This window comes from Epilithonimonas lactis, from assembly GCF_900110605.1.
In the GTDB taxonomy this organism is placed as follows: Bacteria; Bacteroidota; Bacteroidia; order Flavobacteriales; family Weeksellaceae; genus Epilithonimonas; species Epilithonimonas lactis.
Map to the genome: position 1 here is coordinate 98,646 of NZ_FOFI01000006.1, position 24,710 is coordinate 123,355.

Annotated in this window: 14 protein-coding genes; 7 read left to right on the forward strand and 7 right to left on the reverse strand. The window is 39.6% G+C overall.

Annotation, left to right across the window (positions count from 1 at the left end; genetic code table 11):
- The first annotated feature begins 10 nt into the window (after nucleotides 1–10).
- The 7 genes from BMW39_RS17685 to BMW39_RS17715 all read left to right on the forward strand — a co-directional run bounded on the left by BMW39_RS17685 (nucleotide 11) and on the right by BMW39_RS17715 (nucleotide 11,016).
- Nucleotides 11–568 carry a helix-turn-helix domain-containing protein gene (locus BMW39_RS17685; protein ID WP_034978834.1) on the forward strand — a complete coding sequence of 186 codons (558 nt, stop codon included), beginning with the start codon at nucleotides 11–13 and terminating at the stop codon, nucleotides 566–568.
- Between the two features lie 21 nt (nucleotides 569–589).
- Nucleotides 590–1,132 carry a helix-turn-helix domain-containing protein gene (locus BMW39_RS17690; protein WP_034978831.1) on the forward strand — a complete coding sequence of 181 codons (543 nt, stop codon included), beginning with the start codon at nucleotides 590–592 and terminating at the stop codon, nucleotides 1,130–1,132.
- 89 nt (nucleotides 1,133–1,221) lie between these two features.
- On the forward strand, nucleotides 1,222–2,133 hold the full coding sequence (locus BMW39_RS17695; protein ID WP_034978829.1) for a hypothetical protein: 912 nt from the start codon (nucleotides 1,222–1,224) through the stop codon (nucleotides 2,131–2,133).
- A 233-nt stretch (nucleotides 2,134–2,366) separates the two neighbouring features.
- Nucleotides 2,367–3,770 carry a glycoside hydrolase family 28 protein gene (locus tag BMW39_RS17700; RefSeq protein ID WP_034978827.1) on the forward strand — a complete coding sequence of 468 codons (1,404 nt, stop codon included), beginning with the start codon at nucleotides 2,367–2,369 and terminating at the stop codon, nucleotides 3,768–3,770.
- Between the two features lies 1 nt (nucleotide 3,771).
- The gene (locus tag BMW39_RS17705) at nucleotides 3,772–7,335 is read left to right on the forward strand and encodes a DUF4450 domain-containing protein (protein WP_034978825.1); all 3,564 of its coding nucleotides are present in this window, start codon (nucleotides 3,772–3,774) and stop codon (nucleotides 7,333–7,335) included.
- Between the two features lie 200 nt (nucleotides 7,336–7,535).
- Complete coding sequence (locus BMW39_RS17710) at nucleotides 7,536–9,671, forward strand: hypothetical protein (RefSeq protein WP_034978822.1); 2,136 nt, start codon at nucleotides 7,536–7,538, stop codon at nucleotides 9,669–9,671.
- Nucleotides 9,672–9,969: 298 nt separating this feature from the next.
- Complete coding sequence (locus BMW39_RS17715) at nucleotides 9,970–11,016, forward strand: GntR family transcriptional regulator (protein WP_034978820.1); 1,047 nt, start codon at nucleotides 9,970–9,972, stop codon at nucleotides 11,014–11,016.
- Nucleotides 11,017–11,129: 113 nt separating this feature from the next.
- Here BMW39_RS17715 and BMW39_RS17720 read toward each other — a convergent pair whose 3' ends face one another.
- From BMW39_RS17720 to BMW39_RS17750, 7 genes are all read right to left on the reverse strand, one after another.
- The gene (locus BMW39_RS17720; RefSeq protein ID WP_034978818.1) at nucleotides 11,130–12,281 is read right to left on the reverse strand and encodes an alpha-hydroxy acid oxidase; all 1,152 of its coding nucleotides are present in this window, start codon (nucleotides 12,279–12,281) and stop codon (nucleotides 11,130–11,132) included.
- 62 nt (nucleotides 12,282–12,343) lie between these two features.
- A complete protein-coding gene (locus BMW39_RS17725; protein ID WP_034978816.1) occupies nucleotides 12,344–13,732 on the reverse strand; it encodes an FGGY-family carbohydrate kinase in 1,389 nt (462 codons plus the stop codon).
- Between the two features lie 204 nt (nucleotides 13,733–13,936).
- A complete protein-coding gene (locus BMW39_RS17730; protein ID WP_034978814.1) occupies nucleotides 13,937–15,214 on the reverse strand; it encodes a TIM barrel protein in 1,278 nt (425 codons plus the stop codon).
- A gap of 242 nt (nucleotides 15,215–15,456) precedes the next feature.
- Nucleotides 15,457–17,559 (reverse strand): bifunctional rhamnulose-1-phosphate aldolase/short-chain dehydrogenase, encoded by a 2,103-nt coding sequence (locus BMW39_RS17735; protein WP_034978812.1) that lies wholly within the window; start codon nucleotides 17,557–17,559, stop codon nucleotides 15,457–15,459.
- A gap of 197 nt (nucleotides 17,560–17,756) precedes the next feature.
- On the reverse strand, nucleotides 17,757–19,808 hold the full coding sequence (locus BMW39_RS17740) for a RagB/SusD family nutrient uptake outer membrane protein (RefSeq protein ID WP_034978810.1): 2,052 nt from the start codon (nucleotides 19,806–19,808) through the stop codon (nucleotides 17,757–17,759).
- 25 nt (nucleotides 19,809–19,833) lie between these two features.
- The gene (locus BMW39_RS17745) at nucleotides 19,834–22,875 is read right to left on the reverse strand and encodes a SusC/RagA family TonB-linked outer membrane protein (protein ID WP_051880065.1); all 3,042 of its coding nucleotides are present in this window, start codon (nucleotides 22,873–22,875) and stop codon (nucleotides 19,834–19,836) included.
- 295 nt (nucleotides 22,876–23,170) lie between these two features.
- Nucleotides 23,171–24,709 (reverse strand): RagB/SusD family nutrient uptake outer membrane protein, encoded by a 1,539-nt coding sequence (locus BMW39_RS17750; protein WP_034978809.1) that lies wholly within the window; start codon nucleotides 24,707–24,709, stop codon nucleotides 23,171–23,173.
- Between the last annotated feature and the right edge of the window lies 1 nt (nucleotide 24,710).

Here is a 24,710-nt window from a genome sequence, read left to right on the forward strand (position 1 = left end):
AATTTGAGTTATGAAAATCTCTATCAAAAATATGGTTTGCAACCGTTGTATTTCCGCCGTCCAGGCTATTTTTGATGAACTTGAGATTGAGATTTCCAACATTGAACTTGGTGAAGTGGAAACTAAGAATGAGATTTCCGACAAAGTTCTCCAAAACCTGAATTCTAAACTAAAGTCCACTGGTTTTGAAATCCTGGAAGATTCATCCAAAAAACAAATCGAGAAGATCAAAAATCTGATCATCCAAAAAATATCTGAAGAAGATATCACCGAAGAATTCATTCTGACCGAATTTCTAAGTTCTGTGCTCAACAAAGATTACAGCGCGATTTCCAAGCTTTTCTCACAAAATGAAAATGTGACGCTTGAACAATATTTCATCCTTCAAAAAATTGAAAAGGTGAAGGAACTTTTGCTTTATAAGGAATTCAATCTGACAGAGATTTCTTTGAAATTGGGTTACAAAAGTGTGCAGCATCTTTCCAATCAGTTCAAAAAGATCACAGGCTTCTCTCCTACCCAGTTTTTGAATTCTAAGGAGAAACGGATTGCTTTGGATAAGGTTTGATCACAATTTTAAAGAAAACAAATGCAATCCAACCTCAAAATCCTTCGCGAACAAAAAAACCTGACCCAAACCGAATTAGCGGAAAAGTCTGGACTTTCTTTGCGAACCATCCAGAGAATCGAAGCTGGGAATCCACCCAAAGGTTTTACGCTGAAAGCGATTACAAAAGCGTTGGACATTCAACCAGAAAATTTGTTTTCTACAGGAGAGGAAAATCCGACAGTCGACAGAGCAAAACTCATCAATCTTTCTGCCTTGTGCGGATTGATCATTCCATTTGGCAGCATTATTTTCCCAGCGATTTTGACCTACAAGACCAAAGATCCCAACAACAGAGAATTAGGGAAAAGTATTGTGAGCATTCATATCATTCTGACTTCAGTTTTCTCTGTTTTGATGATTATTTCTCCGTTTATTCAGAGGTCAATATCAATCAAATTTCCATTATTTTTGATTCCATTGATTGCCTTTATCATTACAAAAATCTGCATCATCATCAAAAATGGAATCAGCCTCAACCAAAACCAAAACATCAGTATCAAACTGAAAAACAACTTCTTATAAACTCTGTCATAAAACTGACGTTAAATTGTCATATCGCTTTTTAAAGTTAATTGATCTGTAAAACCGAATCTTGCAGAAAAATTTTGACAATGAAGTTATTCAAAAAGATCGCACTCGGATTTTTAGTTATTTTGATATTGACAGCAATTGCAGGTTACATTTATTTTGATCAGAAATTCACGCCAGAAAAAAATTACTTGACTGTAAAAAACGAAAGTGGAAACATCCCAATTACCTGGCTCGGAAATGATAAAAATGTTTTGCTTTTGCCCATTCATTTTTCTGGAAATTCGGAAACTTATTATCTTCAATTTGATACAGGTTCGGCTTACACTGTATTTTATTCCCAATCGATAGAGGACATCAGAGAAATTTCTATTGATAATGAGCAAGCAGAAACTTCATTCTTTGTTGGAAAAACCGAAATTTCATCAGATCAATTTAAAATATATAAAACTAATAAAGACGATAAAAGTGATTCGATAAAAATCATTGGAACGCTGGGTGCAGATGTGTTGGAAGACCGAAAAACGCTGATCAACTTTAGAGAAGATCTCGTTGTTCTAAATGTATCCAGCATTCCTGCAGATTTCAGGAATAAGCTCATCGATTTCAAATTCAAAAAGAGAAAAATCATTATTCCCGGAATTTTGAAAGGTGAACAACGAAAATTCCTCTACGATTCTGGAACCAGCGCCTTCGAATTTTTGACCTACAAAGAGGAATGGGAAAAATTAAAGTTGAAAAATTCCAAAGTGAAGATTGAAAAATCCAAAAGTTGGAATAATGTTTTGACCACTTACACCGCCAGTTGTGATCAGAATATCGAATTTGATCATATCAAAATTCCAGTTAAAGAATTGACTTACGTGGAAGGTTTTTCGAATGCACAATTTTCTTTGATGAAATTCTCCGGAATGTCTGGAATGCTAGGCAATAAGATATTTTTGGACAAAAGCATTTTTATAGATTGTTCTGATCATAAGATTGCAATTAATTAAAGTCACAGATTTTCAAAAGATTATTTTTAGTTCAATCACTGATTTGAAATGGATGATCTAGGTCCAATCGATTGAAAGAGTAAATTTTTAAACGGGTCATCAACTTTAAAATACAAAAAATTCAGGATACAGACAGTGCAGGACAATCGTTACTCATAATAATTTTAGATTGCGTTTATAAAGAAACTATTTAAAGATTTTTAGCATCTTTAAGAAAATTTAATTCTGTCATTATGAAAAAACTCGCTTTAGTTCTCCTCGCATTTCTACTGTCAATACCGCTTTCCGCTCAATACAAACCGTGGACTTCCGCAAAGCAGCCTTTAAAAGAAATTAAAGCTTTAAAGAAACAAATCAAAGCTCCAAAATTCAGAAAAGCAGACTATCTGATAACAGATTTCGGAGCAGTTGGAGATGGAAAAACAAAAAACACGGAAGCCTTCAAAAAAGCGATTGAAAAATGCAGTTCTGAAGGTGGCGGAAGAGTTGTGGTTCCAAACGGCGTTTTCCTCACCGGTGCAATTTATCTTGAATCTAATGTAAATCTTCATTTGACGGACGGTTCAACGATTCTGTTCAGTCAGGACAGCAACGACTACCCTATCGTTTTCACGCGTTGGGAAGGAATGGAATGTATGAATTATTCATCTTTGATTTATGCTTACGAAGAAGAAAACATTGCCGTGACCGGAAAAGGAACTTTGGATGGAAATTCAGATTTAGACAACTGGTGGTTCTGGTGTGGTGCTACAAAATATGGCTACAACACATCGCGTCCGGGAAGACAAAACCCTGCCAGAGCTAAACTTCACGAATATATGGCCAACAGAACGCCAGCAAGAGAAAGAATTTTTGGAGACGGATGGTATTTAAGACCGAATTTCGTTCAGCCTTACAAGTCTAAAAACTTTTATATGGCGGATGTTTTGGTGAAAAATTCTCCAATGTGGAATCTGAATCCTGTTTTGTGTGAAAATGTTTTAATTGAAAGAGTAAAAGTCATCAGCCACGGACCGAATAACGACGGTTTCGACCCTGAAGCCTGTAAAAATGTCTGGATTAAAGATTCTTATTTCGACACAGGAGACGACTGTATCGCCATCAAATCAGGTAGAGACGAAGATGGAAGAGATATCGGTAGACCTGCAGAAAATCACATCATCGAAAACTGCGAAATGAAAGACGGTCACGGCGGTGTTGTAATTGGAAGTGAAATTGCAGGCGGTGCTAAAAATATTTACGCCATCGGAAACGTGATGGACAGCAAGAATCTTGACCGGGCATTGAGAATTAAAACCAGCTCGAGCCGTGGCGGAACGATTGAAAATGTATTTTTCTACAACACAAAAGTGGGTGCTTACAAAGAAGCGGCCGTTCGTTTCAATATGCATTATGAAAAGCCGGGAAATCACATTCCGACCATCAGAAATATCTGGGTTGAAAATTTAACCGTTGACAAAGGCGGTAAATATGCCGTATTTTCTGATGCTTACGAATCTTCGCCAGTAACTGATTTCACGATGATTAATGCAAAAATGGTTGGCGTTCAGATTCCTTACAAAGTAGATTATCTGAAAAATGTGACTTTAAAAAATGTAACCGTTAACGGACAGCCATTAACTGAGTTAAAACCATAAAATGCGAAGAAAAACCATTTTCGCCGGACTTCTGGTTTTGTCGGCATTCTCACTCTCCTATTCCCAGTCGAAACACTGGCAGAATAATGAGCGTGAACTGCATTACAAAGAAGACAAAGGCGATTTTTTACTGGTCAACGGAAAATACAGATTCAACCGTGCTTTGTATGGCGATAACCGTGCTTCGAGAGTTGAAGCGGGAGATTTGCCGGAATTCGCATTGTATCTTCCGGGAATGGGCGGAAATCTTCAGTTCGTTATTCAGAAAGGAAATTCAATTAAACAATTAATAAAGGCTGATAAAATTGAAACACGTTACCGACCTGGTTCGATGTTATATGAAATCAAAGACCCGATTCTCGGAACTGGAACTTTAAAACTGACCGTTCTGGCACAGGCCAAAGAAGAAGGTTTGGTTTTAAAAATGGAAACTGTGAATGTAGATTCTTCCACAAAAATCTATGCTGTTTACGGCGGTGCGAGCGGAACGACTTTCAGCAGAAACGGCGACATCGGCGCAGACCCCGAATCCGGATTTTATCTGTTGCCTGAATATTGTCTGAACAATCAGTTTCAACTCAATAAAAATCAGTTTCAACTCAATTATTTAAATAAGAAAAAAGAAACTCAAACCGTTTACGGAAGTTTTTCGAATGTTAATTCTTTACAGCAAACTGATGCTGAGACTTTGGAAAAACTGGCTGAGTTTACTCAAAATAAAACAGACAAATCTCCGATAGTTTACGCTTCGTATTCTTCACAAAAACAACCGGTTTACATTCAGGTTGCCAAAGGAAAATCGGATAAAACTTTTTCGGATAAAGATTTGAAAAACATCTTTAATGAAGCGGATAAAACCCGTTTAACATTAACTAACAGAATTCAGCTAAAAACTCCGGATGCGGATTTAAATAACTTTGGAGCCAATTTAGCCGTTGCAGCGGATGGAATTTGGGAAAGTCCAACCTTTCTTCACGGAGCCGTTGCCTGGAGGATGCGGTTGAATGCGTGGCGTGGCGCTTATACAGCCGATGCGTTGAACTGGCACGACAGAGCAAAAGAACATTTTGAAAGTTATGCCAATTCGCAGGTTCTAAAACCAGAATTTGCACCCGTAGAAATGGACACGATGCGTCATCTTGCCCGACACGAGGAAAAAATGGGAACTTCTGTTTTTTCAAGCGGATATATTTCCAGAAATCCGAATGACAACACAAAAGCTCACCATTACGATATGAATCTGGTGTTTTTCGACCAGATGTTTTCACACTTCAATTACACTGGCGACAAAGAATTCCTGAAAAAAATGTGGCCGACAATGGTTCGCCATATGGATTGGGAAAAACGGAATTTCAAACGTGGTGATTTGTATGATGCGTATGCTGCCATTTGGGCAAGTGATGCGCTTCAATATTCGGGTGGAAAGGTTACGCACACTTCGGCCTATAATTACAGAGCCAACCGTGAAATGGCAAAACTGGCGAAAATCATTGGCGAAAATCCTCAACCTTACGAACAGGAAGCTGATGCGATTTTAAAGGCAATGAAAAACCAGCTTTGGCTAAAAGACAAAGGTTATTTTGCTGAATACAAGGATGCCTTGGGCAATCAAATCGTTCACGACAAACCGGGAATATGGTCGATTTATCACGTTTCCGATGCGTTTATTCTAAATGAATTTGAAGATTATCAAAACTTACAGTACATCAATCATCACACACCGAAAATTCCGATTACGGTAAAAGGTGCGGATAATAAAGACTATTTTACTTTGGCGACTACGACTTGGCAACCATACGATTGGTCGATTAACAATGTGGCTTTGGCGGAAAATTTACAGACCGCTTTGGCGTATTGGCAAGCCGGAAGAACAGAAGATGCATATCAACTTTGGAAGGGAAATCTGGTGGAGTCGATGTATTACGGCATCAGTCCGGGAAATTTTGAGCAGCTTTCTCATTACGATGCCTTTCGTGGTGAATTGTACCGAGATTTTGCCGACCCGATTGGCGTTGCTTCGAGAACATTGACAGAAGGACTTTTCGGAGTTTATCCGAATTTATTGGAAAATAAAATCTCCATAAAACCTGGCTTTCCGAAAGACTGGAATTCTGCCGAGCTGAAACTTCCGGATTGGGATTATCAATTTACCAGAACTTCAAAAAAGACGGAATATTTGTTTAAATCAAAATATAAGAATCCAGTGGCATTGGAAATGCAGATTCCTGTAAATTATTCCAACATCAAATCGGTGAAAGTAAACGGTAAAAAAGTGGATTGGAAGATTAAACCGAATTCCATTCTGCAACCATTTATTCAGTTTGAAACTCCGAAAGGAAAAGACTTTAAAATCGAAATCAACTATTCCGGAGAAGAACTGAAAAACGAGCAAACCGATTACGTCAATTATGTTTCTGAAAATCTTCAGTTAAATTTTGATTCAAAAAAGAAAATAAAAGAAATTCTTGACCCACAGAAATTGATTAAAACCAAAAACGGAAATCAATTTAGCTTAATTCAAGAAGAAAGAAAAGGAACTTTTTTCGTTCAAGTGGAACAAAATGGAACAACCTGGTGGCAACCTGTGAATGTTGACATCCGTTTTCCTTTGGAGACCGAATGGGTGAATAAAAAATTGCAGATTCAGTCGAAATCATCCAGTCCAATTAGTGGAAAACTGACTGTTAATGGTTTAAACAAAACTTTTTTGATTCAGAAAAATCAAAATACAGTTATTGAAATTCCTGCGAATGTTTTAAGCAAAGGAACAAATTCAATCGTGCTTGAGTACAACGGAATCAAACAGAATAATGAAATTACAGACTGGGAAATAGAAAACCAAGGTCAATTCAACAACATTTCATTAGCCTCAAAATACAATGAAAAAGTGACTGAAATTTTCAATCAGAAATACCTTTCGCCGAGACTGGAAGTTCCGACTTTACAACTTCCGTGGCAGGGAATCGGAAACTGGTGTTACCCGTTAATTACCGCTCAAATTGATGACAGCGGATTGATGAACAAAAGAAAAAATGGCAAAGTTGATTTCCTTGGAATTCCTTTTTTAATTGATAAAACAGATAAAAATATCGCGTTTGTCAGTCAGTGGGATAATTACTCTGATTCTCTAGAAATTCCAATTTCAGGGAAAGGAAAGAAAATTTATTTTCTGATGGCTGGTTCTACCAATCCGATGCAGTCGCAAATTGTGAATGGAAAAATAACCGTTCAATATGTTGATGGTTCAACGATAGAACTGGAACTTAAAAATCCGACGAACTGGTGGCCGATTGAGCAGGATTTGTTTGATGATAATTTTGCATTTGAAATTCCGGATGATAAAATTCCGTACAGAGTGAAACTGAAGACCGGAGAATTGTACAAAGGCGGAACTTTGAGCAAATATTCGAGTATTAAAGGATTTACCGACCGTCAGGTGGATGGTGGTTCTGCCACAATTCTGGATTTGCCGATTGATGCGAGTAAAGAATTAAAATTGATAAAATTAACGGCCGTGAGTAATGATGTGGTGATTGGAGTGATGAGTGCGACGGTTTTGAAATAAATGACGTCCTATTTTGATACGTGAGATATTGCAGCCCGACTTGAACGGAAATCCTTTTGCGAGGAGGAACGACGAACAAAAGATTGGGAGTGGAAGGCGGAAATGTCTGCCATAAAAAAAATTTAACATTCGAGGTAATCAATAGCCGCCCCGAATAAAATATAACATTGAACAAATTTATTTACTGAAATAAAAGAAAAATGAAAAAAATTACAATATATCTTGGGATTTTCCTGATGGGATTTTCTTCAGTGAATGCCCAGAAAATTGACCGGAAAAAAGTCGTTCAGCGACATAATATTGTCAACACAAAAGCAGATACGCTTTCCACTTTTACGGTTGGAAACGGAAAGTTTGCCTACACGGTTGACATTACCGGAATGCAGTCGTTCCCTGAATATTACAAAAATGGAGTTTCTCTCGGCACGCAGTCTGAGTGGGGCTGGAACAGCTTTCCGAATAAAGAGAATTATAAATTTGAGGAAACATTAAAGCCTTATGATTTCAATAATGACGGGCGAAAAGCTTTGTACAGCGTCCAAATCAAAGAACCGGAAAGAAATAAAAGTGCAGTGGAATATTTCCGTGTGAACCAACACCGTTTGCAGCTGGGAAATATCGGGATTGAACTTACGAAAAAAGATGGTCAAAAAGCAAAAATTTCAGACCTGACCAATGTCAATCAGAAAATTGATTTGTGGACAGGAATTATCACCAGCGAATTTTCTCTGGAAGGAACTCCTGTGAAAGTATGGACGGCTTCTTTCCAAAATTCAGATAAAATCGGGGTGAAAATTGAATCTGATTTAGTGGCTAAAGGAAAGCTTAAAGTTTTTGCTAAATATCCACATCCGTCGGGACAGTTTTTGGATGACGCCGCATTTTATGGAAGAGAAAATGAACATACCACGAAAATTGTTTCTTCACAGTCGACGCAAGGTTTGATTCAGCACAAATTACAAAGCACAGATTATTATACTCAATTGAATTTTACGGAAGGAAAACTTCGTGAGGCCGGAAAACATTATTTCGTTTACGAGCCTTCTTCGAAAAACAAAACCGTAGAATTAAGTGTTGAATTTTCAGCTAAAAGTCCGAAATCTAACAGAACTTTATTCGCTGATGCAGAAAAAGAAAGTACTTCTGGCTGGAAAAACTTCTGGGAAAGCGGTGCTGCTGTTGATTTTGAAGGAAGTACAGACCCGAGAGCCAATGAGCTTGAACGAAGAGTTGTCTTATCAGAATATTTAACGAAAGTTCAGTGTGGTGGGAACAATCCGCCTCAGGAAACGGGTTTGACATTCAACAGCTGGTACGGAAAACCGCATACGGAAATGCATTGGTGGCACGGTGTTCACTTTGCACTTTGGGGAAGACCGGAGATTTTGGAGAAGCAACTGGATTATTATTTCAGGTCGTTTGATAAAGCTAAAAAATTAGCCGAAAGACAGGGCTATAAAGGTGTTCGCTGGATTAAAATGTCGGACAATGAAGGTAATGAAAGTCCTTCCTCTGTTGCTGCATTTTTGATTTGGGAACAACCGCACATCATTTATATGACCGAACTTTTGTACCGCAACAGTAAAGACAAAAAGGTTTTAGAAAAATATAAAGATTTGATTTTTGCAACAGCCGATTTTATGGCTGATTTTGCAACTTATGACAAGGAGAAAAACCGCTACAACTTAGGGAAAGGCGTCATTCCGGCTCAGGAAGTTTTCCCTGCGAAAGATACTTACAACCCGACTTACGAAGTGGCCTACTGGGATTGGTCGCTTAAAATCGCTCAGCAGTGGAAAGAAAGATTGGGTCAACCAAGAGATAAAAAATGGGATGATGTGATTAATAAACTGGCACCCCTTCCGGTTCAGGATGGTGTCTATTTATCGACAGAATCAGCAAAAGATTCTTTCACTTTCCCAAAATGGATGACCGACCACCCAGCTGTTTTAGGCGCCTTGGGAATGGTTCCTGAATCTCCGAAACTGGATAAAAAAATAATGAAAAACACCCTTGATATCGTTTGGGAAAGATGGAACTGGGAACATACGTGGGGTTGGGATTTCCCAATGACCGCGATGAACGCTGCGAGACTGGGACTTCCAAATAAAGCTTTGGACGCTTTGTTTATGAACATTCAGACCAATACCTATCTGAAAAACGGACATAATTTCCAGGACAAACGTCTTAGAATTTATCTTCCCGGAAACGGCGGTGTTTTGACAACCGTTGCAATGATGCTGGAAGGCTGGGATGCTTCGACAGGACAATTTCCAGGTTTCCCGAAAGACGGCAGCTGGAAAATAAAAGCGGAAGGTTTTAAAAAGATGCCTTAAAAAATTTCACATTCATATTTTTAGTTAGGAGGTCTGCCGGAAACGGCAGGCTTTTTTTGTGTTCAAAATAATTTATCATTTGGTTAATATTAGGTTCTGCATAGCAAAAAATGTTATTATCACATCATCATCAAATTATGCTTATCACAAGCTAAACACCTATAAATAATAGACTTATTAACAATTAAAAATAATAAATTCATATTACTGTAAATTTACTATCTTGTCTATCATAAAATAATCGATCGTCAAAAATCAGATTATGATGAAAATGAAGTAATATCCTTATCCCAGGGCCATGTCAGAAATATTCGAAGTTAATATTAACGAAAACTCCAGAGTTCCAAAGTACAAACAAATCGTAGATTCTATCCTAAATGGAATTGACGGTGGAGAAATTAAAATTGGAGAAAAAATCCCATCTATCAATGAACTAAGTGAAGCCTGTTTCCTCTCTAGAGACACCGTAGAAAAGGCTTACAAAGAACTTCGGAAACGGCAGATCATAGAGTCTGTAAAGGGAAAAGGTTACTACATTTCGCGCATCAACAAGAGTGATGTCATCAATATTTTCTTTTTGATCAACAAACCGAGCACGTACAAAATGATGATCTACGATTATTTTGTAAACGCCATCGGAACCAAGGGAAATGTGGAGATGTACATCTACCATTGTGACGAGACCCTTTTCATCAACGCTTTGAAGCGAAATTTGGGAGGCTTTGATTATTATGTCGTAATGCCACATTTCCGTGATGACCAATCCAAACACACCAGTTCTACGCAAGAAGTGATCGATATGATCGAGAAGATCCCGAAGAATAAATTGGTCATGCTGGACAATACGAAACCCAATATTTCCGGCGAGTATGGCTCTGTTTTTCAAGACTTTGCGCTTGACATCTACAACGCTTTGAAGGAAGGATTAGAAAAAATTAAAAAGTACGAAAAGATCATTTTGGTCTATCCTGATAAATCCATCAATCCCTACCCTTTCCGAATTGTCCGTGGTTTTGAGAAATTTTGTAAGGAATTCAAATTGGATTATGAGATTTTGGATGCCATCTATCCTGACATGGAATTGCAGGACAAAGATATCTTCATCACCATCCAAGAGCGTGATCTTGTGAATCTGGTTAAGCAGATCAGACAAAAGAATCTGAAATTAGGCGAAGACATCGGCATTATTTCTTACAACGAAACACCTTTGAAAGAGTTGCTGGGAATTACCGTGATCACGACAGATTTCAAAGCGATGGCGGAATCTGCAGCTTACATGGTTCTTAAAAATAAAAAAGAGCAGGTGAATAATGTGTTTAAATTTATTGAGAGAGAGTCTTTGTAAAATCTTGTTTTTAATAAGACGAAATTCTATTGCAATCATTTCGGCTAAAGCCAAGCAACTTACTTAAATGGAAAACGGGCTAAAGCCCGCTCCTATTGATAAATTCAAAATAATTATTTCACCCTAAAATTTTGTAGTTCCGTCGTTTCATTACAGCAAAGTTGCTCCATCACTTGTCGGAATTGCATTTTCAGCATTTCGATGATGTGATCTCCGCCTTTATCTCCCAAAGCTCCAACGGCGTACATAAATGTTCTGCCCATAAAGGTAAACTCAGCACCACAACTTAATGCGCGAGCCACATCCGGACCGGTTCTTACGCCGCTGTCCATCATGATCTTGATCTGACCTTTGTATTTTTCACTGATGTCTTTCACAACGGCAATCGTAGATTCTCCCGCATCCAACTGTCTTCCGCCGTGGTTGGAGATGATCATTCCATCAAATCCCAAACGAACGGATTCTGCAGCATCTTCGTCAGAAGCAACACCTTTGATGACCAATTTCCCTTTCCATTTGTCACGGATCGCTTTGATCCTGTCTGAATTCAATCTTCCAGAAAAGGTAGAATTCATGAACTGTCCGAGCTGTTTTACGCCCATATTCTTGTCCATATATTTATCCATCGTGGCAAAGCTTGGAACGCCGTGTTTCAGCATTTCCAGACACCATTGTGGTTTTACCATCGCTTGAGAAACAGTTCTTAGATTCAATTGTGGTGGCATTGCCAGACCATTTCTGATCTCTTTGGCTCTGTAACCAAAAGTCGGAACGTCGGCCAAAACTACCAAAACGTCATAGCCAGAAGCTTCACAACGCTCGAGGATATCATCGCGCAGCCATTCTTCTCTTGGATGATAAAGTTGATACCAAGCTTTTCCTTCCGTCAATTCAGCGATTCTTTCGATGCTGCTGGTCGTAACGGTACTTAGAATGAAAGGAATATTATGTTTAAAAGCTGCTTTTGCTAAAATCTCTGGTGCATTCGGCCACATCAAACCTTGCAAACCAACTGGTGAAATCCCAAATGGTGCAGAATATTTCACACCGAACAATTCCGTTTCCATATTGGCTTCACGGTATTGGTCCTGAAGATATTGTGGACGAAGCAAAACATCTCTCAGCTCGCTTGTGTTTCTATCTCTGTTGATATTTTCGTTGCAGCCACCATCCAGATATTCGAAAGCGAAACGAGGCATTCTACTTTTGGCTTTTTCAATCAAAAGTTCTAGCGAAGCATAATTGGTATCAAATGGAAACGACATAATTGGTTGATGGATTTTGGTTGATAGTTGATGGTTTTTTGACTAAAACTTTCAAAGATTAATTAATGATAATTAAGAATCAAAGGTTGAAGCACTTTCATCTGATAATGCTGTTGTAGAAATGTTTCGTCGATTTTTTTGTTGGAAATCACCATCGATGCGCCAAGTGCGGAACCTAGCGGAGAATGCGTGGACATCACATTATAATGCTGAAAATGATGCGACATTAGTTTCATAAAAACGTCATTATCTGTAAATCCACCGTCGATGTAAATCGTGTCGATCTCAGAATTTCCAATGGCATTTTTGATCGTGTGGATCTGAAGATCCATTAATTCGATCATCAATTGATGATAAGCTTCTTCGAAAGTTGCGAACGATTTGAGATCTGTTTCGGTGATCAATTTACGTTTCAAAATAATGCCTTCAAAACGGAAATAGACCGCTTTGTTTTTCATTAAATTTAAATATAATTCCTGATCAAACTCCACTTCTCGATGAGCACCATATTCTTTTCCGTAGTAGGCACAAAGTTTTTCGACCTGAACACGGTATTCATTTCCCATAAAAAATCGGGAAGCTTTGACGCGTTTTCCATCGATTCGCATATAATTCAGGCAATTGTTTTCGATGTCTTCGTCCGTAAGACTTTCATCATTAAAAGGATTTAGAGAAATACTCCAAGTTCCTGTTGATAATAGTAAAAACGGATTTTTTTTGCTTAAAATATAAGGCAACAATGCGGAAGAACTGTCATGAATTCCTACACCGATTTTAATTTTTTTATTTCTGTATGATGTATTGATACTTGCAGAAGTTGGCACAATCGGTGGCATCAAAACATCAATCTCTTCTTCGTAAACCCAATCGTGGTAATCGCCTTTGTCATAATCCCACAAATTGGTGTGACAACCGATTGACGTAAATTCCGAAACGCAAATTCCGGTAAACAAATAGGATAAATATTGAGGCAAATGAAGACTGTAACGGATCTTGCTGAAAACTTCCGGATGCTTGTACTTCAACCAAAACAATTGCAGTCCCGAGTTCAACATGCCTGCTTGTGGCGAGGCCGTTTCGCGGGCAATTTTAAGTTTATCGCCGTGTTTTTCATAGAACAGATCGAGAATATCTTCGTCAATCGGTTTGGTGTAATTGTACAAAGGCGTTAAGACATTTCCCTTGTGGTCCAAGTGTACGAAACTGGCTCCGTAAGTGGAAAAATTGATGGCTTTTACATCAAAATTTTCATCGTCAAGGATTGCGTTGAAATTATCTTTGATCCAATTCTGAAGCGCGACAATATCTTCTGTTGGATAACCATCTTCGTCCGTCGTCAATGGCAATTCTGTATATTCCCGAACGACTTCCTTGTAATTTTTATCAAATAAAAAAAACTTCTTGTTGGTTTTTCCAATATCAAATACGATGGTTACCTTTTTTTTGGACATTCTTGCAATACGTTAATAGGTGGATGGCAGAAATCAATGCTGCCAAATTGATCATCATTAAGGCGTGTTTAGACATTAAGAAAATAATCTATTAAAAACCTAATGTTCTAAACACTTCACCTTAAATGATAAAAAAAATTGAGTGGTTATAATAAAAACTTTCAGATCGCATGAAAGCTCGAATTATCAAATTTAAATTGGATCTTACAATCCAGTGGCTTTTGCCCAACCTCTTTCGGAGATCAAAGTTTCTCTTACTTTCAGGTTTCTGTAAGTGGCAATTGGGTCCAATGCTGCACCAGACTGTAGTCTTGCAGCCTGCAACAATGGACGAACATCTGTTCTGTAAGCATTCTGCAGAATATCCTGCGCTGCTACCACATCATTGTTCAGTTGTGCAGTCTTCAAAGCTTTCTGATCTACCAAAAGTGCCTGAGCATAGGCAATCAATATCGCTTCCAACGATTGTAGCAGATCTTCCAACGGATCTTTGATGTTGTGACTTGCGTCGATCATCCAAGCTGGATAAGGATTGTTTTTGTTATTTTCAATTCCGTAAACCAATTCATTGAAGATCAAGAACAAAGCATAAGGCTTGATGGAACCAACCGTCAAATCATCGTCGCCATATTTACTGTCGTTGAAGTGGAAACCACCTAATTTACCTTTGTACATCAATGTTGCAACGATCTGCTCGATATTCGTATTTGGTAAATGGTGACCAAGATCAACCAACGTGAAAGCTCTTTCTCCGCAAGCATTTGCCAGCATGAAAGACGTTCCCCAATCCTGGATGGTTGTTGAATAGAAATTTGGTTCGTAAGGTTTGTATTCAATGAACAATTTCCAGTCTTCCGGCATATCGGCGTAAATCTCTTTCAAGCTTTTTTCAGTGTTTGATAAAGCGGTTTGGAAATTCAATTGGCCTGGAAAACTTGCGCCATCAGCTAACCAAACGGTCAAACTTTTGGAGTCTAATTCTTTTCCAATTCTGATCACTTCCTTGTTATGTTCAACGGCGTAAGCTCTGGAATCTTCATTCACAGAATTCAGAGAACCGAATTTATATGATTTTTTCGCATCTGGCTGATCCTGAAAAGTGTTGGAATTCATTGCATCGAAAACAAGTCCGTGAGATTTTGCACTTTCTTTCAAAGCACTCACATCGCTTGGAATGTCCCATGGAATGTGAAGAGAAACCGCTCCGGCAGAATGCGTCAACGCGTGAAGCAATCCAACATCATCTAATTTTTGTTCCAAAACTGCAGGTTCGCCACCGTAAGAAAATCTCCCAAATCTTGTTCCGCCTGCGCCCAAGGCCCAGCTTGGAATCGCGACCTGGAAATCGGCAATTTTGTTCACGATCTCAGCAACGTTTGCTCCTGATCTCGTCAGTTTATTTTGCAGAAAATCGAAATCTGAATTGAAGTTTTCAACGCCTGCTTTGTTGTACTGATCAATAATATCTTTTCCTATTATCATGATATATCTTAAAATTTTAAAACTGAAGACTTGCAATATTTTTGAACCACAAAAGGCACAAAAGTTTTATTAAAATTTAAAAACTTAGGAATTAAAGTTTAAAAACTGAAAATAAAAGTACACATAAGAAGAAAATCAAAGATTTTCAAAAACTATAGTATTTGAGTCTTTTTTTACTTTTGTGGTTATATTAAAAGCAAGCCTTCAATTTATTAAAATAAAAACCTTCTAAAAAATTAAATTTATCTTGGGAACGCATTTGCCATTCCGCCATCTACATTGATGATGTTTCCTGTGGTCTTATCCAAGATCGCAACGCAAGCAAAAACGCCGTTTGCGATGTCTTCAGGAAGAATAATTTCGTTCAATAAATTTCTTTTGGCGTAGAATGCTGGCAATTCCTCTACAGAAATTCCGTTTGCTTTCGCACGGCCTTCTGCCCAAGAACCTTCCCAGATCTTGCTTCCGACAATCACACCGTCAGGATTCACGACATTCACTCTGATCTTATCAGCGGCCAATTCTGCGGCCAATAATCTTGTCATGTGTTGTTGCGCTGCTTTCGCAGTTCCGTACGCTACGTTGTTTGGACCTGCAACAAGACCATTCTTACTGGCGATGTTGACGATGTCACCTCCAAGATTCTGTTTTTTCATGATCTCTGTTCCGCTCTTTGCGATTAAGAACTGACCTTTGACCAAAACATTTTCCAGAAGGTCCCAATCTTTTGTAGTTGTGTCCTCTAGTGATTTAGAAATCGCTAAACCTGCGGAATGAACCAAAATATCTACTCCACCAAAAGCTAAAACCGTTTCTTTGAAAGCATCGGCAATACCTTGCTCACTTGTCACGTCGCATTGAACCGCGATTGCCTGATCTTTGCTGTATTTCGCCGTAACTGCTTCCGCTGCTTCTTGGTTAAGGTCTGTGAAAACGACCACTGCACCTTCAGCTACCATCTTGTCTGCGATGGCCTGTCCTATTCCACCACCAGCACCTGTTACGATAGCAATTTTTCTGGACAATGGTTTTTCTTTCGGCATTCTTTGAAGTTTTGCCTCTTCCAGCAACCAATATTCGATGTCGAAGGCTTCTTGTCTTGGCAAAGATGTGTATTCCGAAATAGCTTCTGCACCACGCATCACGTTGATCGCATTCACATAGAATTCGTTCGCAACACGTGTTGTCTGCTTATCTTTTGAGAAACTGAACATTCCAACGCCTGGATAGATGATGATCACCGGATTTGGGTCACGCATCGCAGGGCTGTTTGGATGTTTGCAAGTCTCGTAGTAGTCTTTGTATTCTTGTCTGTACTGTTCGAAAAGTGGATTTAATTTCTCCAAAATCGCTTTTGAATCAGACAAGTCTTCATTTTTATCTAAAGTCAAAACCAACGGCTGAATCTTTGTTCTTAAGAAGTGATCCGGACAAGAAGTTCCAAGCGGAGCCAAACGTTCCAAATCATTGCTGTTAATATATTCCAAAACAACATCGCTGTCTGTAAAATGACCTACCATTCTGTTTTCAGAAGAGGCTAAACCTCTTAGCAAAGGCATGATTTGAGCGGCTTTGTTTTTACGTTCTTCAGCAGGTAGAGATTCTACTTTTTGTCCGCCGAAAACCTGTCCTTTTTCTTCGATTTTTTTAGCGATATATTCAGAAGCCATTTCGATCACTTCCAAACTGTTGATGTAAGATTCATAAGACGTATCGCCCCAAGTGAACAAACCGTGGCTTCCTAAAACAATCCCTCTGATTCCTGGATTGTCAGCTAGACATTTCTCCAACTGAAGTCCCAGATCAAAACCAGGACGTTGCCAAGGCACCCATCCCATTGTATCGCCCCAGATTTCCTTGGTAATTGCTTCACTGTCTTTAGCTGCAGCTACAGCAATCAAGGCATCCGGGTGAAGGTGGTCTATATGTTTGAAAGGTAAAAGTCCGTGAAGTGGTGTATCGATTGAAGGTGCTTTGCTTTCCAGATCGAAAATACAGTGGTCAAACAAACCAACCATTCTGTCTTCGTCTGCCAGACCGCCATAAACATTTTTAAGATTTCTCAATCTTTCTGTATATAGACCAGCGATTCCTTTTCTGGTCAAAGTTCCGATGTCTCCACCTGAACCTTTCACCCACATTACCTCAACCTCTTCATTTGTCAATGGATCTTTCTCAATCGTTTTACAACTGGTGTTGCCGCCACCGTAATTTGTAATTCTAAGATCAGCTCCTAATATGTTTGAACGGTACAAAAACAAAGCAACCTGATCATCTCCAAGAGATGCGGCGTGGCTTTCGTCCCATAAATAATCTACGTATTTGAAAGTTTTTACGTTTTCCATGTTTTTCTTTATTTCTAAATTTTTTCTCAAAATTAGATGGTTCAATTTGCTATAGCATCCCGTACTATACTGACAAATAATTTTTTTAAAATTAATTTAACATTTAAATGATATTAAAACTCAGCACATTTGCAAAACAGCAATAAAATGCTGAGTTCAATTGAAAAATCCACTTTGAAAATTATATTATTATTTAATTAATATCCAGGTAGTTGCGTCAGGTTTGGATTATCTACCATAGGATGTCCTGCCGATGCGGAAGCAAATGGAAGCAATTCTGTTTTATTTGGAACAAAACCGTAGAAAAGACCATCGCCATTGCCTTCTATCCAATCGGGATATTTCCCACCATTTTCCGACGATGCCGTTGGTTTTGTATAGATAATTGCACCGATCTGAAGAGCGTTGAATCCTCCCGTGAATCCTGCTGCCTTTCTTGCATTACCATTGAAAGTACTTGTGTAAGCCTGGAACATATTGGCAGGATAGAATTTGTCGTCCGTCGCCACAGTTTGACCATTTGCCGTTGCAATACTTCTCAAAGTTGACTGATAAGCCGCGTAACCAGCTGTGGTGGTTGGCACAGCCTGAACTTGTGCAATTTGAGCAGGATTTGTCAGATCAATATAAGGCACTTGTAAGATCGGATCACCGTAGATCTGTGCATTTTTTTGGAATTTGTAAAGACGGTAAACAGGTGTGTTGGCGTAAGCACCAGTACGGTCTGACAGGTTTTTCATTGCTTGTTTGGTATCTGCAATTTCACTTGCCAACCTGTTCATCCTGATCAGATCTGTACGAAGTGTAAATTCTCCAGCAAATTCCCATTTTCGCTCCTGAACGATCGCTTTCTCAAATGCTTCCTGTCCAGTAGGTGCTTGCAAATTGCCAATGCCTGCTCTGGTTCTGACTTGCATCAAAGCAGCTGTGCCTGCAGCAGTAGGGCCACCATTCAAATAGTTTTGAGTTTCTGCGTACATCAATAATACATCAGAATATCTAAGAATTGGAATATTAAGATTACGCGCATCTGCTGCTTGTGGCGCCACACACCATCCCATTCTGAATTTGCCTGCCAATATACAAGAGAATGTGGTTCCTGCGTTCACCCAAGTATCTGTTGCCGCCCCTGCATTCAGGAAGTAAACACTGTAAGATGTACAAGAGACATCGCGACGCGTATCGCCCTGGTTGAATGATAGATAATAACTTGGAAGCACAAATTGAAGTGCTTTCCTAGAACCATAAGTTCCGCCACGTGATCCCTCCATGGCATACACACCGAAGGCTGAGTTGGTATTTGGTCCGTACTCTGCGATATGCCAAAGCATTTCTGTATTGGTCACGGGAAATTTCCTCTGACAGAAGTTGTACCACAAAGCTTCGAAGCCACTTTTGCCACCTTGAGCCTGTACGAGACTGGCAGTTCCACTTGTAATGACAGCAGAAGCAGCATTGTCTGCGATCTGATAAAGTTCTCTCACCCTTGCAGCATCACTACGGCGAGACATTGTGCCAGGCGCGCCAGTGTTCAAATCCCATCTTAGGGAATAACCTGCCGCATACAAAGCAATCTTGGCCAATAAGGCATTGCCGCCGGATTTTGTCAAGCGCTCTGTGGTTGTCCCAGATACAGGAAGATCATTAACGGATTCCTGCATATCTGCTATGACGCGGTCATATATTCCATCTCGAGGCGAGCGTTTGGGATATAAGGTATTTGGGTCATTTGGATCCGCATCTTCCAAAGGAATATACACCGCAGGAACATCGCCATAAACCCTGATCAGATTGTAGTAGCAAAATGCACGAATGGCTTTCACTTCTGCCAATAAGGAATTTCGTTTTTCGCCTGCTGGCATCAAAGATAATCTGGCAATTGCGATGTTGGTCTTCTCGATGCTGGCATACATTGCCGCATAGATGCCTGTAACAGTATTTGGTGTCTTTGCATCATACTGATAGTTGCAAATGTTGTATTTGGAATTGTTGGTCGTGCCATCTTCAGCAGAATGGATCACGGTGTCTCCAGCGCCCAGCTGATAGTACATCTCGGTAGGGATCAAACCTCTGTAACAACCTTGGACAAACATATCGGCGGTATCAAGACTTTCAAAGACAGAATTGGTATCGGCGACGTTGTAGGCAGGCTGATCCAAAAAATCATCGCTACAAGAATTGGCAAGTAAACCTGCAATTACAAAAGAAGGAATGACAACCAATCTTTTGATAAGAATTGATCTATTCATTATATTTTTCATTTTTTCTAATTAATTAAAAAGTTAAGTTGATCCCAAGAACGTAACTTCTGGATCTTGGAAAAGAAGAACTATCGTAGCCAGGAGATACTGTAACGCCACTTGCTGCAGAAACTTCCGGATCGTAGCCAGAGTAGCCTGTAATGGTTGCCAGATTGTTCACTGTAACATAGATGCGCGCATTGGCCACTGAGACGTGTTCCAAGAATTCTCTATTCAAACTATAACCAAGTGTCAGCTGTGCAATCCTTAAGTATGACCCATCTTCCACATAGTAAGATGAAGGATAAGCGATATTGGTGGTATTGGTATTGCTTAAGCTCCAAAGATTGGCGTCCTCGTTTGGATTTAGTTCTTTCAATCTGACCAAATTGTTTGTTGCCAATCCCGTATTTGGGTCAATCAGATGATAATAATTATTCCCGAATTCTGTAGGTACATTTTGATATAAAGCATATGGACTCAAACTCTGCTTGGTCGCATTGTAAACATCACCTCCCACACTGAATTTCATAAATACAGCCATGTCGAAGCCTTTGTAAGAGAAATTATTGCTGATACCTCCAATAAAGTCTGGTGTCCCATTTCCAATCTTCACCATTTTTCTTGTGAATTGATCTCCCGCAGCATTATCTGCTGCAAATTTCATGTCGCCAGGTTTAGGTGTTCCGGTAGCTGGTTTTACAACACCTGGATTCAAAGTCAATGTGCCATTGGCCGCCTGTGTAAAGTCTGCAGTTGTGTAAATACCTTGATAAACATAACCATACATGTCTCCCAATTGCTCACCAACTGTTGCATAATAAGTTACCAAACCTCCTCTGCTGCTTCCTACACTGAAAGTTTTCTGGGTCTGCCCGTTTTCCAGGGACAATACTTTTGATTTATTGAAACCAATATTGGCATCTGTTGACCATCTGAAATTCTCGGTGCGCAGATTGACGGTATTTAGTGTAAATTCCATTCCACGGTTTTGCATGGTCCCTATATTCTGCTGTTGTCTGGCATATCCTGATGACACTGGTAACAAGGCATCCAAAAGCATATCACTCACTTTGTTATTGTACCATTCCGAGGTTAATTTTATTCTATTATTAAGAAAAGCCATATCCACTCCAATATTGGTGGACCTCATCTCTTCCCATTTCAGATAGGGATTTCCCAATCTGTTGCTGGTGGTGTACGCAGGATTACCAACCGTATTGTTCAGTGGATAATCTGTAAGCACCAAGTTCGTGGTATACAAACTGTTTCCAATATCATTATTACCAGTCACACCATATTCACCTCTGAACTTGATCTCGTTGATCACATTATTGATCTTTCCATCTTTCCAGAAATTTTCTTGTGAAAGTCGCCAAGCCAATGCACCCGATGGAAAGGTTCCATAACGATTGACAGGTCCAAATTTGGAAGAACCATCTCTACGCACCGTAGCTGTAATGAGGTAGCGGTCGTCATAATTGTAGTTGACACGTCCGAAATAAGAGGACAAACTCGTACTGGAACGGTCCGTATCTTTATCTGCGACTGTTGCGTTCGTCACATCATCCAACCCAAAATTGACCACTGGGAATTTGATCAGCCTCATATTATTGCTTTCAGACTCCTGATAGATCGCTTCTTGCCCGATCAAAGCAGTCAATCTGTGTTTTTCCCCGAAGGTGTTGTTGTAGGTCAAAGTATTTGTAAGCTGATAGCGGTAGGATTCGCTGTTTCCAATACTTCCGTTGATTCCCGTATTCACTGGATCGGTAAGGAAAGCGCGGGAGTTTTCGTCTGCAAAAGAGGTCGATTTACTATTGTTCCATTGGTATTGACCAGCAGTTCTGAAAGTAAAATTCTTCATGATATCGAACTCGATACCTGCGTTTGCCACAAATGATCTCGACCGTTTGTTGGAAGTGGAAGCTCTCGTTTCTATGTATGGATTTTCTGTATCAAAATTGGAATCAAAACCGGAAAAGTCACCGTACGTTTGGGTATTGTACAACTCATCTTGTGTAAACTTGGTTCCACCATTGATCGGCTGAAGAAGAATTTTTTTCATTCCGCCATATGCACCGCCACCATCCGTGGAATTGACCGTGAACATCGAACCAAAATCTACCCTGATCCCTTTGTAAAGTTCTGATTTGATGTTAGCACGTAAAGAGTTCCGTTTTTCACTGAAGTTGGCTAGCAATCCTTGCTGATCATTGTAATTATAACTGATGAAAGCCTGCGTTTTCTCGTTCCCTACAGAGATATTGATATTCTGATTTTGAGTAACGCCTGTGCCACCAAGCATCTTTTCTTGCCAGTTCAACGCTGGTGCATTCGCGTATCTGTTGTTGATCCTATCAAACACACCTGCATAAAATCCCGGTGAATCTATGCCCAGACTGTTATCAAAAACGTTGCTCCATTGTGTTGTTTTCCCTGCGAGCTGGGCCAATTCGTACTGATATTTCACATACTGGTCAGCGCTGGAAACCATGTCCAGTTTTTTCGAAAGCATATCAAAACTCATGAAAGAGTTGTAATTGATCGTGGTCTTTCCCTTCTTCCCACTTTTCGTCTTGATCACGATAATTCCATTGGAACCACGCGCACCGTAGATCGCAATTGCAGAAGCACCTTTCAAGACATCAATACTTTCGATGTCATTTGGATTGATGACATTCAGCGCGCCATCCAACTGGAAACCGTCAACAATGTAAAGCGGCTCCGTCCCTTGTGTGATAGACGCACCACCACGAACGGTGACGTTGGCACCCGCGCCAGGAGCGCCACCAGCAGTCACGATATTCAGACCTGCAGCTCTACCTTGCAAAGCTTGTAAAGCATTCATTGCCGGAGTAGCTGCGAGATCTTTGGCAGAAACAGAGGAAACCGAGCCAGTAAGATCTGACTTTTTCACCGATCCGTAACCTATGATCACGACCTCATCGATATCTTTAATGTCCGTTTTTGCAGTGTCACTTGCCTTCTGCTGCGACCATAAGAAACCCGATGTAAGCAAAAATGCCGGAAACACGATTCGCTTAATATCTTTGTGTTTGATTATTAGAGACATATATTAATTTTTATTAAAATTTTATTTACACTAATTTATTATGTCACCAAAGTACACTGTTCCAAAAACTCTCGCATCCTGCCATATCCTGCAAACATTAAAAATTTAATATTTATATACAATTATTTGTAATTATTTAAAAAAAATATAGTTGAAGCATTAAGATTTCATTAATTCAACGAAGCAAAATTCCACTTCGGATTATATTAATAAAAATAATTTGAGATTGAGGTTTTAGCAAAAAAAAAGCGGGAAATAGTTGTTATTTCCCGCTTTGATTATTTTACAAATGACATTATGGATTTTGCTCGTATCCAGCTATTTGTACCTGTGTCAAAGGAATCTGGTAGAGATAGTCATTGGTCGTAATTGTATAATTGTAATTGAGTGCCGCCGCAGCTTGGTTGATGACATCCACTGCAATGTTCCAACGTACCAGATCATGCCAATAAATACCTTCGCCTGCAAATTCGGACCTTCTTTCTCTTCGCAAAGCTGTCATAAAATCAGCACTAGATAATGAAGTGGAAAGCGCAGGAAGACCTGCTCTCTGGCGGATCCTGTTGACGTACGGAACAGCTCCTGCCGTATTGCCCTGCATGTTGAGAACCTCAGCATACATCAACAAAACATCGGCATATCTAATAATTGGGAAGTTGATCGGCCAATCGTATCGGTTGGTGATCACCATTCCTTTTTCACGGAATTTCACAAAGAAATTTTGATTATCTGGCTGTCCATTTTGTGCTATGAATGATGTCTTGATCGTCAATGGCAATCTCAGGTCGCCTGACTCATAAGAACTGATAAGCGACTGGGAAACACCTAATTCGCCCGAGCTGTACAAGCTACTTTGTGCGTTATAAAAAGGATCGTTGACACCAAAGTTCGGGGTAACATAACTTGGCAGAAGAGAGCCTTGTGAAAGCCCACCAGTGATATGTTGGATCTCGAAAAGATGGTACTTGTTGTCGTTGGCACTTTTGAAAAGATCGGCATAATTGGGCGCAAAAGTCACAAACTGACCTTCTTTCTGAATGACCGCCTGTAGATTCGTTCTTGCTTTTTCTACGTAGGCATTATTGTTAAGCGGATAGCCGGCGCCGGTAAGGTAAATTCGGCCAAGCATTGCATGAGCTGCCGCTTTTGTAACCCTGCCTTTATCTTTAGCTTCGTAAGTATCTTTCAGTCCAGCTACTGAAGCTTCGATTTCGGAAGTGATGAAGGTATAAAGGACCGTCAAATCTGTTCTAGGAATCGCCAAAGCCTCCTCTGGACTTACGGGACGATCGATGAGTGGCACTTTTCCAAAGGTGCGCATCAACTCAAAATAAGCATATGCTCTCAAAAAACGGGTCTCTGAACGGTATTGTTCTTTGGTTGCAGCATTGGCAAAAGGAACGGCATCAATTCTGGACAAGATCACATTCGCATAAGAGATCAGCTGGTAGGCATCATCCCAAAGGATCGCCACCTCTTCTGTAGATGACGTATCTTGGAAACGGTTGATCGCAAAATAATCTCTATTTCCGTTTTGTGAAAGTGCCGTATAATTATTGGATCGCACCTCTGATGCTAAAAGGTAAAAATTAACATCATAACCTCCTCTTGATGAAGCATTTATCATTGCAGAATAAACACCAGACAAGGCTTGGTTGATCTGCAATTCGGTGGTGTAGAAGGAGTTCTGGGTAATATTATTTTCTGGTTCCAGTCTTAGGTCATCTTCGCAGCTTAGCATTCCCATCATCAAAGTTCCGACAAGGAAAGCTTTCGTTAAGGTTTTACCGCTTACTTTTAGAAAAGATGTTTTTGTATTATAAGTCGTTTTCATT